We start from the raw sequence: 13,158 nt of genomic DNA, 5'->3' as shown, positions 1-13,158 counted from the left end.
AAGGTCAGCGGGCGGCGCCGATGGCGGTCAGCAGGCGGCGCTTGTCGGCGATGTCGCGGGCCAGCCGCGCGGCCAGGGCGTCGGCCGGGGCTTCGGGGGTCTCGGGCTGGAAGACGCGGGCGGCGACGGCGCGATAGGCCTCGTCGCGGGCGGCGGCCAGGCAGGCGGCCTCCAGCGCCACGCGGGCGGCTTGCGGCGTGCCGGCGGGGGCGAAGAGGCCGCCGAAGCTGGTCGGCGCCACGGGGAAGCCCTGCTCGGCGACGGTGGGCACCTCGGGCATCAGCGGGTGGCGGGCGGGGGCGAAGACGCCCAGCACCCGCATGTTCTGCCCGGCCAAAGAGCCCATGACGGTCACCGCGAAATCCACCCTTCCGGCGCGCAAATCGGTGAGGACCGCGGGCTCGCCCCGATAGGGCACGTCCTGGAATTGCAGCCGCGCCGCCTCGGCCAGTTCCAGCGCGGCCAGATGCGGGATGGACGCGATGCCCTGGTGCCCGAAGGTAACCGCGCCGGGCCGCGCCCGCGCCGCCGCCACCAAATCGGCCAGGGTGGTGAAGGGGCTGTCGGGCCGCACGGCAATCGCCATCGCGTTCTCGAAGGTCTGGCAGATGGGCACCAGCGCCTCCGGCCCATAGCCCGGATCGCCGCGCGCCGGCAGGACGGAGAGCACGACAGCGGGCGCGAACAGCAGCGTGTGCCCGTCCGGCGCCGCGCGCGTCACGAAGGCCGTTCCAATACCGCCCGCGGCGCCATCGCGGTTCTGCACCACCACGGGCTGCGCCAACCGCGCCGTCATGCCCTGGGCCAGGGTGCGCGCCAGCGTGTCGGTGGTGCTGCCGGCGGCATAGGGGTTCACGATGGTGACGGGGCGCTCCGGCGCCCAACCTTGGGCCATGGCCGTCGCCGGCAGCAGCAGCAGGGCCAGCGCGGCCCGGACGCTTTTGGACAACATGGCGTTCTCTCTCCCCCACCCTCTCGGCTTGTGGCGCCGTTCGGTTCAGTATGCGCGCAAAGAACAGGAGCGCGCCATGGCCCCCCGATCCAGGCTCTCGGCTATCTCGAACTCCGCGCCAGCAATCTCGACGACTGGGCGGGCTTCGGCCCGCGCATGCTGGGGCTGATGCTGGCGGAGAAGACGCAATCCGAACTGGCCTTCCGCATGGATGACCGGCGGCAGCGCATCCTCGTCAGCGGCGACACCCATGACGGGCTGGGCGCCATGGGCTGGGAGGTGGCGGATGCGGCGGCCCTCGACACCCTGGCCGCGCGGCTGGAGGGCGCGGGCGTGGCGGTCGCGCGTGGCAGCCAGGCCCTGGCCGACCAGCGGCGGGTGGCGGCGCTCATCCTGGCCGCCGACCCGCTGGGCAATCGCCTGGAATTCTTCCACGGGCCGGAGGTGGCCACCGCCGCCTTCATCCCCGGCCGGGCCATCTCGGGCTTCCGCACCGGGCCGCTCGGCATGGGGCATGCGGTGCTGACGGTGCCGCGCGTGGACGAGGTGCTGCCCTTCTACCGCGACGTGCTGGGCTTCGGCCTCTCCGACTGGGTCGAGCAGCCCTTCCGCGGCTATTTCCTGCATGTGAACGGCCGGCATCATTCGCTGGCGCTGATCGAGACCGGGCGCGCGGGCATGCACCACCTGATGATGGAATGCCTCAGCCTGGACGATGTCGGCCAGGGCTATGACCTGGCCCAGGCCGAGGAAGGGCGGGTCGCCACCACCCTCGGCCGCCACACCAATGACTGGATGACCAGCTTCTACGCCCGCACCCCCGGCGGCTTCCTGGTGGAATATGGCTGGGGCGGCCGGCACATCGAGCCTGAGACCTGGCAGGCGGAGCGCATGGACAGCGGCCCCAGCCTCTGGGGCCATGACCGCATCTGGGCGGGCCCCGAGGCCGTGGCGGCGGGCCGCCGCATGCGGATGGAGGCCGCTTCCCGCGGCGAACGCGCGCCGGTGCAGGTGCTGCACGGCAACCACACCCGCATGCCCGGCGCCTGCCCCTGGTGGGACGGTTTGCAGGGCTGACCCGCCCGCCTAGCGGGGCAACCCCAGGCCCCCGGCGCACGTTGCTGCTCCGATGCCCCCCATGCACCCCCTGCGCCTCCCATGCGGCTGATCCGCTTCCGCCGGCCGCCCGGTGCGGCGGCGGCGCTGCGCCGGATGAGCCGCGCCACCATGGGGGCCACCATGGGGCTGATGCGGGCCGCCTGGGCGCCGACCCCACCCACCATGCCCACGCCGGGCCGCACCTCCGCCATCACGGGCTTCGGCACCAATCCGGGCGGCCTGCGCATGTTCGTCCATGTGCCGCGCCGCGCCCCCGCCCCCGGCACGCCACTGATCGTGGTGCTGCATGGCTGCGGGCAGGATGCGGCAAGCTTCGCGGCCGATGCCGGCTGGATCGCGATGTCAGAGGCGCTGGGCGTGCCCCTGCTGCTGCCCGAGCAGGTCCGCGAGAACAACCGGCACCGCTGCTTCAACTGGTTCCGCCCGCAGGATGTGGCGCGCGGCCAGGGCGAGGCCATGTCCATCCGCCAGGGGCTGCGCTGGGCCATGCGGCATTTCGGCACCGACAAGCGGCGCGTCTTCGTCGTGGGGCTCTCCGCCGGGGGCGCGATGGCGGCGGCGCTGCTGGCCGCCTATCCGGCGGTCTTCGCGGCGGGCGCGGTGGTGGCGGGGATGCCGGTGGGTTCAGCCGTAACGCCCGGCGGCGCGCTGCTCCGCATGCGCCACGCCAACCGCTTCACCACCCGCGCGGGCCTGGCCGCCAGCGTGCGCGCCTTCAACCCGGCCCGCGGCACGGCGCGCTGGCCGCGCCTGTCCATCTGGCAGGGCGGGCGTGACCGGACGGTACATCCGGACAACGCGGCGCTGCTGGCCACGCAATGGGGCGCGCTGCACGGGCTTTTGGAGGAACCCTCGCAAGACACCGAGCCCGCCCCTGGCGCGCGGTTGCGCCAGTGGTCACGCGGCGCCACCGCTCTGGTGGAGTTGTGGACGCTGGAGGAGATGGCGCACGGCTTTCCCATCGGCGAGGGAGAAGGCCGTGCGGCGCGCTGGGTGCTGGCGGCGGGCACCCCCGCCGCCCGCCGCATCTGCGACTTCTGGGGGCTGTCGCCCGCGGCTGATTCACGGCCTCGGTGATCCACCGAAGCCGATCAGACGAACTGTCGCCGCGGCTGATTCACGGCTTCGGTGATCCACCGAAGCCGATCAGACGAACTGTCGCCGCGGCTGATTCACGGCTTCGGTGATCCACCGAAGCCGATCAGACGCTAGCCCACCGTGATGTTCTGGGTGCGGATGATGTTGCCCCAGGTCTCCGTGTCCTGTGCCAGCGTGTCGCGCAGCAGGGCCGCATCGCCAGGCCAGTTGGCGATGCCGGCGCTGGCCAGCCGCTCCTTCACCTCGGCATTCTCGGCGGCGTTGCGGACCGCGCGCTCCAGCCGGGCGGCGATCTCCTGCGAAATGCCGGCGGGCGCGAACACGCCCTGCCAGAACACGGAGTTGAAGCCCGGCACCGTCTCCGCGATGGGCGGCAGGTCGGGCAGCGAGGCCATGCGCTCGGTGGACGTGACCGCGATGCCGCGCGTGCGCCCTGCCTGGATCGAGCTGGAGGCTTCCTGCGCCGCCGCGAACATGCACTGGATGCGGTTCGCCGCGATGTCCACCAGCGCGGGCGCGCCGCCGCGATAGGGCACGTGCACCACGTCAATGCCCGTGCGCGCGCGGAAGAGCTCCAGCGTCATGTGGTTGATGGCACCGATGCCGGAGCTGCCCCAGCTCACCCGGCCCGGATTGGCCTTCGCGTAGTCAATCACCTCCTGCACCGTGCGCGCCGGGAAGTCCGGATGCACATGCAGCACGAAGGGCGAGATGGTGGCCGGCCCGATGGGGGCGAAGGCCGTGCGCGGGTCCCGCGGGACGGAGGTGGGCTGCAAGGCTGGCAGCACGGCGAGCGAGGTGGTCCCCATCAACAGCGTGTAGCCATCGGGACGCTGCCCGGCCACGAAGGAGTTGCCGATGGCCGTGCCCGCACCCGCGCGGGCGTCGATCACGACGCTCTGGCCGAGTTCCTGCTCCATCCGCTGCGCGATGAGGCGCGCGCCGAATTCCGTGGCGCCGCCGGGCGGATAGGGGTTCACCATCATGATGGGGCGCGTGGGGAAGTTCTGCGCGCTGGCGGTGCCGGGCAGCAGCGCGGGTGCGGCGAGCGCCGGCGCCGACGCGAAAAGCATGCGACGTGAGAACATTTGGTTCCTCCCAGTGTTTGTGCCGCCATGGCTAACGCGGGCGAGGGGAATGGCGCAAGCGCACGGTTGCCGGGGTGCGGGCCCTGGTGCCACTCTCGCACCATGTCGCATGATCTGATCCGTCTTTCCGCCACCCAGGCCGTCGCGGCGCTCGCGCGCGGCGAGGTCTCGCCCCTCGAACTCGTGGAAGCGGCGGCGTCGCGCATCGCGGAGGTCGAGCCCGCGGTGAATGCCCTGCCCACGCTCTGCCTCGACCGCGCGCGCGACCACGCGAAGCGGCTGATGCGCGGCGAGGGGCGGGAACGCGAGGGCCAGGCGGGGTGGCTGGGCGGCCTGCCCGTCTCCATCAAGGATTTGACCGATGTGGCGGGCGTTCGCACCACCTATGGCTCGCCCATCTTCAAGGACCATGTGCCGGAGCGTTCGCACCCGGTGGTGGAACGCATCGAGGCGCTGGGCGGCATCGTCATCGGCAAGTCCAACACGCCGGAATTCGGCGCGGGCGGCTCCACCTTCAACGAGGTGTTCGGGCGCACGCGCAATCCGTGGAACACTTCGCTCACCTGCGGGGGCAGCACGGGGGGTGGCGCCGTCTCGCTCGCCACCGGCGAGGTGTGGCTCGCGCAGGGCACGGACCATGGCGGCAGCACGCGGCGGCCTGGCACCTATTGTTCCGTGGCGGGGCTGCGGCCTTCGCCCGGGCGCATCACGCGGGGGACGGTGAACAACACCTTCTCGCCCATGTCGGTGCAGGGCCCGATGGCGCGGAACATCCCGGACCTGGCGCTGTTCCTCGACACCATGGCGGGCTGGTGCGCCCATGACCCGCTGACCTATGACGCGCCCGCCCTGCCCTATGCCGCCGCCGTGGCCTCGGCCGAGCAGAACCGCCCCCGCCGCATCGCCTTCACCACCGACTTCAACGGCAAGCTGCCGGTGGACCGCGAGGTGCGCGAGATCTGCACGAAGGCGATGAAGCATTTCGAGGCGATGGGCTGCGTGGTCGAGGAATTCGCGCCCGACCTGGGCGAACTGGACGAAGCCTTCCTGGTTCTCCGCAGCCAGGTCTTCGTCGTGGACCGCGAATTGCAGATGCAGTCCCACCGCGACCAGCTGAAGCCCGACATCATCTGGAACACCCAGCGCGGGCTGGACGCGACGCCGAGCCGCCTGGCCTGGGCGGACCGTGAGCGCGCTGCCTTCTTCCGCCGCATGGTGGCGATGTTCGGCAAGTATGACGTGTTCATCACGCCGGGCGCGCCCACGCCCGCCTTCGACGTGATGCTGCGCAACCCCGAGACCATCGCGGGCGTGAAGCTGGAGAACTACATGGCGGGCTCCATGCTGAATGCCGCCATCACCATGACGGGCTGCCCCGCCGTGGCCGTGCCCTGCGGCTTCGACCAGTATGGAAGGCCGGTGGGTTTGCAGGTGGTGGCCCCGCACCGGCGCGAGGATGTGGCCTTGCAGGCGGCGGCGCTGTTCGAGGCGGCGGCGGGGCTGGACCGGATGCTGCCCATTGACCCGCGCCCGGGCAGCGTGCCCCCGGCCTCCATGGCATGATGACGAAGCAGGAACTCACGGACTGGGCGCTGGCCAATGGCTGGAAGATGATCGGCGCCTATCCCTGCCTGCCAAAGCCCGACGCGCCGAAGGAGGCGCTGGTGCGGATGCTGCTGAAATCCACCGGCGTGGATCTGCAGATGCGCCGGCCCTCGGGGCGGTGGGAGAAGGTGGCGGGGCAGTCCTACCTGAAGATCTACCCCGACCCGCGCACCGGCCAGCCCCTGGACATGGGGCTGGAGAAGATCACGGGCATCGCGCGGCTGATGGAGCGGGCGCGCAACACGGAGTGATTCAGCGACGCGCGCGTTCGGCGTGCTTGCCCATGGTGGTGTAGGGCGCATAGGGCGGGAAGGGCCCGATGGCCACCATGTCCACCTCCACCAGCGTGGGCCCGTCCACCTCCAGCGCCTGCGCCACCACGGCACCGAAATCCTCGGCGCGCGAGACCTTGAAGTGCGGCAGCCCGGCCACGGCGGCGAGTTGCCCGAGGTCCGGCCCCAGCAGATCGTCGCCGAAGCGGCGGCCATCCACCACCGCATCCTGGATCACGCGGATCACGCCATAGCCGCGATCGTTCATCACGATGGTGCAGAGGCGCGCGCGCTCCTGCACGGCGGTCCAGAGCTCGCTCATGTTCATGGCGAAGCCGCCATCGCCCACCATGGCGACCGTCTTGCGGCCTTGCGCGCCCATGGCCGCGCCGATGCCCAGCGGCAGGCCGGGGCCGATGGCGGCCCCCACCGGGTGCACCGCGTCACGCGGCCCATAGATGGGAAAGACGCGGTTGCCCCATGTGGTGTTGCTCATGGTGATGTCGCGCACCCAGAGCGCGTCGCGCGGCATCACGGCGCGCAGCTGTTCGCAGAAGCCGTGATAGGGGCCGAGGGTGGCGAGGAATTCCTCCACCGCGCGGCGCTTCGTCTCCGCGAGGTCGGCGGGGAAGGCCGGGTCCGTCTGCATGCGGCCCTTCAGGCGGCGCGCCAGGCCCTGCGCCACCAACTCCGCATCGCCCTGCACGAAGAGGGTGTTGGGATAGGTGCGGCCATCGGCGGCCGGGTCCACATCCACATGGATGAGGTTGGCGGGCAGCTTCTGCGAACCATCCTGCGTCTCATGCCCGCGCAACCGCGAGCCGAGCACGACCATCGCATCCACCGTGCCATAGAATTCCTGCACCCGGGGCGAGCCATTGCCGTGCATGGCGCCCAGCGTCATCGGGTGGTCCTCCGGCACGATGCCGCGGCCATTCCAGGAATTCACGCAGCCGAAGCCGAGTTCGATCAGCGCCATGGCCCCCGCCCCCGCCTCGCGCGCGCCGTTGCCGAGCCAGATCATGGGGCGCTTCGCGGAGGCGAGCCGGTCCGCCAGCTCATCCAGCGCGGCCTCGCTGGGCGGCAGCGGCGGCGGCACGGGCAGTTCCAGCGTGTCCAGCGCCGCCGGCCGCGCGATGGTGGCGCGCTGGATATCAATGGGGATTTCCACCGAGACGGGGCCGCGCGGCGGCGTCATCGCCTCCATCGCCGCGCGCCACAGCGTGCCGAAGGCCTGGTTCGCGTGGCGCACGCGATACGCGGCCTTGCCCGCCGCTTCCAGGATGGCGGTCTGCCCCGGCACGTCGTGCACACTGCCCGTGTCGCGGTCGAGGAATTTCGTGAGCGTCTGGCCTGTGATGTGCAGCACGGGGGAGCCCGCAAACCGCGCCTCCACCAGCCCGCCGATGCTGTTGGCCATGCCAGGCCCGGTGCTGGTGAAGAGCACGCCCAGATGGCCCGTCACGCGCGCATAGGCATCGGCCATGTGCGCGCCGCCCATCTCGCCGCGGCACATCACGTAGCGGATGGCGTTGCGCCGGCCGATGGCGTCCAGCATCGGGATGTTGTGGACGGAGACGATGCCGAAGGCGGTGGTGACGCCGATGCGCGCCAGGAATTCGGCCACCATGTCGGCGACGGTGTAGGGGGTGTCGTGGGTCATGCGGCGGCTCCTCCGGGTGGTTCTTTTGCCCGATGGTGTCACGATGCGGCGCCGACGCCACCCCCCGTGCGCCTATGCGGCGGGCGCCACCGACAACCCGCGCACCTGGTGCTTCGCGATGAGGCTGGCCACCAGGCCCGAACGCTTCGCTTCCTCCACGAATTCCGCGAGGAAGCGCGCCGCCGCCTCGTTCGCGCGCGCGGTGCCGATGGCCTGCTGCACGGCGGTGAATTTGCCCTCCAGGATGCGCGCGCCGGGCTGCTTTTCCACATCGGTCAGCAGGCGCGGGCGCAGGCCGGCCAGCACGTCGAGCCCTTCGCGCAGATAGAGGTCCATTGCGCCATCCAGGCCTTCCGCGCGCACCAGCGTGGCGTGCTGGATGTTGCGCTCCAGCCAGAGGTCATAGGCGGCCCGCGCGGCGACGGCGATGCGCACGCCCGCACGGTCCACCTGGTCCAGCGCCGTGATGGGCGAGCCGGGCGGGACCATGTAGGTGGCCTCGATCTCGGCATAGGCGGCGGTGAAGCTGATCTTTTCCGCGCGCTGCGGCTCGGCGCCGATCAGGCCGATATCCCAGGCGCCGGTCCCCGCCGCATCGGCCAGTTCGCCGGGGCGGGGATAGGGCACGTAATGCACCGGCACGCCCAGGCGATCGGCGATGGCGCGCGCCATGCCGGGCGAGACACCATCCGGCTCGCCGTTCGGGCCGCGGCCGGTGACGAGCAGGAAGTTGCTCATGTTGATGCCGGCGCGCAGCACGCCGGTGGGGGCGAGCTGGGCGAGAATCTCTGCTGTCATCTTGCGTCTCCGTGATGCGGTTTCTTCTGTTCTGGACCCGGTTCCGCCGCGCGCCAATGCCCCGCCGGCTTCGCGGGTGCAGCACGCATTTCGGAAAAACACCACTGGACAAGTCCTCGGCGAAGGACGTGAAGTAGCCGCAGCGGCAAAGACCGCGGCGAGGAAATGGAAGAGGAAGCGGCATGCCGAAACAGGCAGGAGCGCGCGCGCCCGAAGTCGTGGCCGCACACTGATGGCCAGCGTCGAAATCCGCAATGTGCGAAAGGCCTTCGGCAGCACCGCGGTGCTGCACGGCGTCTCCGTGGACATCGAGGATGGGGAATTCGTGGTGCTGGTCGGGCCCTCGGGCTGCGGCAAGTCCACGCTGCTGCGCATGCTGGCCGGGCTTGAGAACATCACGGGCGGCGAGATCGCGATCGGCGGGCGGGTGGTGAACACCGTGCCACCCAAGGACCGCGACATCGCGATGGTGTTCCAGAACTACGCGCTCTATCCGCACATGACCGTCTACGACAACATGGCCTTCTCGATGAAGCTGGCCAAGGTCGGGCGCGAGACCATGGATGCCGAGGTCCGCAAGGCCGCCGCCATCCTGGGATTGGAGCAATTGCTCGACCGCTATCCTCGCCAGCTCTCGGGCGGGCAGCGGCAGCGCGTGGCCATGGGGCGCGCCATCGTGCGCGACCCGCAGGTGTTCCTGTTCGATGAGCCGTTGTCGAACCTCGATGCCAAGCTGCGCGTGCAGATGCGCTCCGAAATCCGGGAGCTGCACCAGCGGCTGAAGGTGACGACGGTCTATGTCACGCATGACCAGATCGAGGCCATGACCATGGCCGACAAGATCGTGGTGATGGAACTCGGCCATATCCGCCAGGCGGGGCCGCCGCTGGAACTCTATGACCGGCCGGCCAACCTCTTCGTGGCGGGCTTCATCGGCAGCCCCGCGATGAATTTGCTGGAAGGGCGCATCGCGGATGGCGCCTTCCTCACCCCCGACGGCACCAGCTGGCCGCTGCCGCCGCAGCAAGCCCGTCCCGGCCCCGCCGTCTATGGCATCCGGCCCGAGCATTTCCGCCTGGCCGGCGATGGCATGCCCGCGCGCGTCCACCTGGTGGAGCCGATGGGCAGCGAGACCATGGTCATGATGCGCATCGGCGACACGCCCGTGAACGGCGTGTTCCGCGAACGCATCTCGGCCAGGCCCGGCGACACGCTGCCCGTGCTGCCCCAGGCCGCCATGGCGCATCTGTTCGACAAGGACAGCGGGCAACGTCTCTGACGCCCGTCATAACTGGGAGGAACGGAAACAATGCCAACGCAATTCAGCATCACCCGCCGAACCCTCGGCCTCGGCGGCGCGGCGAGCCTGGTGGGCGCGCAGGCCTCGGCGCAGATCCAGGCGGCGCAGGTGGCCACCCCCAATTTCCGCGTGGAGAACGGGGCCACGCTGCGCGTGCTGCGCCCCGTGCGCTTCGTGCAGCCCGACGAGGAGGTGTTCCGCGCCAATTGCGCGCGCTTCGCGCAAGCGACGGGCGTGCAGGTGCGCGTGGACTTCGTGGGCTGGGAGGACATCAACCAGCAGACCGCCGTCACCGCCAACACGGGTGCCGGCCCCGACGTCATCATCGGCTTCAACGAGGCGCCGCACGTCTACGCCGACAAGGTGGTGGAGGTGACGGATGTCGCGGAATATCTGGGCGCGAAGTATGGCGGCTGGAAGCGGCTGGCCGAGCGCTATGGCAAGCGGCATGGCAGCAACAACTGGCTCGCGCTTCCCTTCGGCGCCTCGGGCGGGCCGCTGGTGTGGCGGAAATCCGCGGTGAACGAGGCGGGTTTCCAGTCCATCCCGGATGACCATGCCAGCTATCTGCGCCTCTGCCAGCAGCTTCGCCGCATCAACAAGCCCGCGGGCTTCGCGCTGGGCAATGCGGTGGGCGATGGCAATGGCTTCGCCAACTGGCTCGTCTGGTCCTTCGGCGGGCGGCTGGTGAATGATGATGGCAGCGTGGGCATCAACAGCCCGCAGACGCTCCAGGCGCTGGAATACCTGAAGGAGCTCTACGCCACCTTCGTGCCTGGCACGCTGGCCTGGGGCGACATCAGCAACAACCGCGCCTATGCGTCGAATGAGCTGTTCCTGACGGCGAACGGCGTCTCGCTCTACTTCGCGCTGAAGAACGATCCGGCCACGCGCCCCATCGCCGACGACACGGAGCATTCGCTGCTGCCGAAGGGCATCGCCGAGACCTCGCCCATGGCGGGGCTGACGCTGAACGCCATGGTGTTCCGCCACAGCCGCTTCCCCAACGCGTCCAAGGCGCTGCTGGCCTTCCTGATGGAGAGCGAGCAGTACGACCCCTGGCTGCAGGCGAACCTCGGCTACTGGTCGCAGCCGCTCAACGCCTACAACACCAGTGCGGTGTGGGCGAGCGACCCCAAGGTCAGCATCTTCCGCGACGTGATGGATACCGCCTTCTACAATGGCTACAGCGGGCCCATCACCGAGGGTTCGGCCGCCGCGAACGCGGATTATGTGATGGTGCAGATGTGCGCCTCCGTCGCCTCCGGCCAGGCCACGCCGCAGGCCGCCGCGCGCGAGGCCGAACGCCGCGCGACGCGCTTCTTCCGCCGGCGCTGACGCCACCCTGAAACATCCGCGCGGTGCGCCCCACTGCGCGGACCCCCAGCCGGAGTGCCCGCGCCATGGACACCACCCTTCCCGCCGAAAGGGCGCAGCACTGGTCCCGCACGCGGCGGCAACCCACCGCGCTTGGCCGGCTGTTCGACAGCAAGACCTTTCTCATCATCGCCTGCCTGCTGCCGACGGTGGGGCTGCTCGGCGTCTTCCTCACCTATCCGCTGGGCCTGGGCATCTGGCTCGCCTTCACCGATGGCACCATCGGAAGGCGCGGGCAGTTCGTGGGCTTCGAGAATTTCGAATACCTCTTCACCGACCCCATCTTCTGGAACGCGGTGTTCTTCAGCGTCTTCTACACGGCGCTGGCGACGGTCGGGAAGTTCGCGCTGGGGCTGTGGCTGGCGCTGCTGCTGAACCAGTACCTGCCCTTCAAATCCTTCTTCCGCGCCATCATCCTGCTGCCCTGGATCGTGCCCACGGTGCTCTCGGCCATCGCCTTCTGGTGGATGTATGACCCGCAGTTCAGCATCATCTCCTGGGTGTTCATCGAGCTGGGGCTGCGGACCACCAACATAGATTTCATCGGCAGCGAATGGCCGGCGCGCTTTTCGCTGATCGTGGCCAATATCTGGCGCGGGATTCCCTTCGTGGCGATCTCGCTGCTGGCGGGGCTGCAGACCATCTCGCCCTCGCTCTATGAGGCCGCGCTGCTCGACGGCGCCTCGCCCTGGCAGCGCTTCCGCTACATCACCTTCCCGATGCTGCTGCCCATCCTCGCCATCGTGATGACCTTCAGCATCATCTTCACCTTCACGGATTTTCAGCTGGTCTACGCCATCACGCGCGGCGGCCCGGTGAACTCGACGCATCTGCTGGCCACGCTTGCCTTCCAGCGCGGCATCCCGGGCGGCGAGCTGGCGGAAGGTGCCGCCATCGCCGTCTCCATGATCCCCTTCCTCGTCTTCGCCACCCTGTTCAGCTACTTCGCGCTGGCGCGGCGCAAGTGGCAGCAGGGCGAAGGCAATGACTGAGAGGACCCAGCCATGAGCAACGCTGCCTCCGACGGACCGGAAGCCATGCAGTGGGACAGCCGCGCGCGCCGCGTCGTCACGCTCTGGGTGCCGCTGTGCTGCTTCCTCTTCATCCTGCTCTTCCCCTTCTACTGGATGACGGTGACGGCCTTCAAACCGGACGCCGAGCTGTATGACTTCGCGACACACAACCCCTTCTGGATCACCTCGCCCACGCTCGACCACATCCGCAAGCTGCTGTTCGAGACCTCCTACCCCTCCTGGCTCTGGACCACGATGCTGGTCTCGGTGGGGGCCACCTTCCTCTCGCTCTTTGCCAGCACGCTGGCGGCCTATGCCATCCAGCGGCTGCGCTTCCGTGGCAGCCAGTATGTGGGGCTGGCCATCTACCTGGCCTATCTCGTGCCGCCCTCCATCCTCTTCATCCCGCTGGCGACGATGGTGGTGCAACTCGGCCTCTTCGACAGCCCGATGGCGCTGATCCTGGTCTACCCGACCTTCCTCGTGCCCTTCTGCACCTGGCTGCTGATCGGCTACTTCAAATCCATTCCCTATGAGCTGGAGGAATGCGCGCTGATAGACGGCGCGACGCGCCTGCAGATCCTGACCAAGATCACGCTGCCGCTGGCCGTGCCGGGGCTGATCAGCGCCGGCATCTTCAGCTTCACCCTCTCCTGGAACGAGTTCATCTACGCGCTGGCCTTCATCCAGAGCAGCGAGAACAAGACCGTTCCCGTGGCCATCCTGACGGAGCTGGTGACAGGCGACGTGTATCAGTGGGGCGCGCTGATGGCGGGCAGCCTGCTGGGCTCGCTGCCAGTCGCCATCTTCTATTCCTTCTTCGTGGACTACTATGTGAGCAGCCTGACGGGCGCGGTGAAGGAGTAGCTAGCC

Annotated in this window: 12 protein-coding genes; 8 read left to right on the top strand and 4 right to left on the bottom strand. The window is 69.6% G+C overall.

Annotated elements, in window-relative coordinates:
* Window positions 1-4: 4 nt before the first annotated feature.
* Window positions 5-952: a tripartite tricarboxylate transporter substrate binding protein gene (locus ICW72_RS19460; RefSeq protein ID WP_191084176.1), complete on the bottom strand. Its 948-nt coding sequence runs from the start codon at window positions 950-952 to the stop codon at window positions 5-7.
* 30 nt (window positions 953-982) lie between these two features.
* Here ICW72_RS19460 and ICW72_RS19455 point away from each other — a divergent pair, with 30 nt between their 5' ends.
* Both ICW72_RS19455 and ICW72_RS19450 read left to right on the top strand, forming a co-directional pair.
* The gene (locus ICW72_RS19455; RefSeq protein ID WP_456300170.1) at window positions 983-2,029 is read left to right on the top strand and encodes a VOC family protein; all 1,047 of its coding nucleotides are present in this window, start codon (window positions 983-985) and stop codon (window positions 2,027-2,029) included.
* Window positions 2,030-2,110: 81 nt separating this feature from the next.
* The gene (locus tag ICW72_RS19450; protein WP_223880703.1) at window positions 2,111-3,148 is read left to right on the top strand and encodes an extracellular catalytic domain type 1 short-chain-length polyhydroxyalkanoate depolymerase; all 1,038 of its coding nucleotides are present in this window, start codon (window positions 2,111-2,113) and stop codon (window positions 3,146-3,148) included.
* Window positions 3,149-3,279: 131 nt separating this feature from the next.
* Here the strand turns inward: ICW72_RS19450 and ICW72_RS19445 are convergent, their stop codons facing one another.
* A complete protein-coding gene (locus ICW72_RS19445) occupies window positions 3,280-4,257 on the bottom strand; it encodes a Bug family tripartite tricarboxylate transporter substrate binding protein (protein ID WP_191084174.1) in 978 nt (325 codons plus the stop codon).
* Between the two features lie 102 nt (window positions 4,258-4,359).
* Between ICW72_RS19445 and ICW72_RS19440 the strand changes: the two genes are divergently transcribed.
* Both ICW72_RS19440 and ICW72_RS19435 read left to right on the top strand, forming a co-directional pair.
* Entirely contained in the window at window positions 4,360-5,820 is a 1,461-nt protein-coding gene (locus tag ICW72_RS19440) for an amidase (protein WP_191084173.1), read from the top strand.
* Window positions 5,817-6,113: a hypothetical protein gene (locus ICW72_RS19435; RefSeq protein WP_223880702.1), complete on the top strand. Its 297-nt coding sequence runs from the start codon at window positions 5,817-5,819 to the stop codon at window positions 6,111-6,113. Before ICW72_RS19440 ends, ICW72_RS19435 begins: the two co-directional genes overlap by 4 nt.
* Window position 6,114: 1 nt before the next feature.
* On the opposite strand, the gene ICW72_RS19430 is transcribed toward ICW72_RS19435, so the two are convergent.
* Together ICW72_RS19430 and ICW72_RS19425 are read right to left on the bottom strand one after the other, a co-directional pair.
* Window positions 6,115-7,797: a thiamine pyrophosphate-binding protein gene (locus ICW72_RS19430; protein ID WP_191084172.1), complete on the bottom strand. Its 1,683-nt coding sequence runs from the start codon at window positions 7,795-7,797 to the stop codon at window positions 6,115-6,117.
* 72 nt (window positions 7,798-7,869) lie between these two features.
* The gene (locus ICW72_RS19425; RefSeq protein WP_191084171.1) at window positions 7,870-8,595 is read right to left on the bottom strand and encodes a transporter substrate-binding domain-containing protein; all 726 of its coding nucleotides are present in this window, start codon (window positions 8,593-8,595) and stop codon (window positions 7,870-7,872) included.
* 232 nt (window positions 8,596-8,827) lie between these two features.
* On the opposite strand from ICW72_RS19425, the gene ICW72_RS19420 reads away from it, so the two are divergent.
* The 4 genes from ICW72_RS19420 (at window position 8,828) to ICW72_RS19405 (ending at window position 13,152) form a co-directional block, all read left to right on the top strand.
* Entirely contained in the window at window positions 8,828-9,874 is a 1,047-nt protein-coding gene (locus ICW72_RS19420) for an ABC transporter ATP-binding protein (RefSeq protein ID WP_191084170.1), read from the top strand.
* Window positions 9,875-9,904: 30 nt separating this feature from the next.
* The gene (locus ICW72_RS19415) at window positions 9,905-11,233 is read left to right on the top strand and encodes an ABC transporter substrate-binding protein (RefSeq protein WP_191084169.1); all 1,329 of its coding nucleotides are present in this window, start codon (window positions 9,905-9,907) and stop codon (window positions 11,231-11,233) included.
* Between the two features lie 65 nt (window positions 11,234-11,298).
* Complete coding sequence (locus ICW72_RS19410; protein ID WP_191084168.1) at window positions 11,299-12,264, top strand: carbohydrate ABC transporter permease; 966 nt, start codon at window positions 11,299-11,301, stop codon at window positions 12,262-12,264.
* 12 nt (window positions 12,265-12,276) lie between these two features.
* On the top strand, window positions 12,277-13,152 hold the full coding sequence (locus tag ICW72_RS19405) for a carbohydrate ABC transporter permease (RefSeq protein WP_184386598.1): 876 nt from the start codon (window positions 12,277-12,279) through the stop codon (window positions 13,150-13,152).
* Window positions 13,153-13,158 lie beyond the last annotated feature (6 nt).

This window comes from Roseococcus microcysteis, assembly GCF_014764365.1.
Classification (GTDB): Bacteria; Pseudomonadota; Alphaproteobacteria; order Acetobacterales; family Acetobacteraceae; genus Roseococcus; species Roseococcus microcysteis.
The sequence above is the reverse complement of the archived record's forward strand: the minus strand, read 5'-3'. Positions and strand labels throughout refer to the sequence as shown.

Excerpts from the sequence above, each read along its gene's own strand:
- ICW72_RS19410 (WP_191084168.1), top strand. The coding sequence starts at position 11,299 with ATGGACACCACCCTTCCCGCCGAAAGGGCGCAGCACTGGTCCCGCACG.
- ICW72_RS19425 (WP_191084171.1), bottom strand. The coding sequence starts at position 8,595 with ATGACAGCAGAGATTCTCGCCCAGCTCGCCCCCACCGGCGTGCTGCGC.
- ICW72_RS19450 (WP_223880703.1), top strand. The coding sequence starts at position 2,111 with ATGCGGCTGATCCGCTTCCGCCGGCCGCCCGGTGCGGCGGCGGCGCTG.
- ICW72_RS19405 (WP_184386598.1), top strand. The coding sequence starts at position 12,277 with ATGAGCAACGCTGCCTCCGACGGACCGGAAGCCATGCAGTGGGACAGC.
- ICW72_RS19460 (WP_191084176.1), bottom strand. The coding sequence starts at position 952 with ATGTTGTCCAAAAGCGTCCGGGCCGCGCTGGCCCTGCTGCTGCTGCCG.
- ICW72_RS19420 (WP_191084170.1), top strand. The coding sequence starts at position 8,828 with ATGGCCAGCGTCGAAATCCGCAATGTGCGAAAGGCCTTCGGCAGCACC.
- ICW72_RS19435 (WP_223880702.1), top strand. The coding sequence starts at position 5,817 with ATGATGACGAAGCAGGAACTCACGGACTGGGCGCTGGCCAATGGCTGG.
- ICW72_RS19430 (WP_191084172.1), bottom strand. The coding sequence starts at position 7,797 with ATGACCCACGACACCCCCTACACCGTCGCCGACATGGTGGCCGAATTC.
- ICW72_RS19415 (WP_191084169.1), top strand. The coding sequence starts at position 9,905 with ATGCCAACGCAATTCAGCATCACCCGCCGAACCCTCGGCCTCGGCGGC.
- ICW72_RS19445 (WP_191084174.1), bottom strand. The coding sequence starts at position 4,257 with ATGTTCTCACGTCGCATGCTTTTCGCGTCGGCGCCGGCGCTCGCCGCA.
- ICW72_RS19440 (WP_191084173.1), top strand. The coding sequence starts at position 4,360 with ATGTCGCATGATCTGATCCGTCTTTCCGCCACCCAGGCCGTCGCGGCG.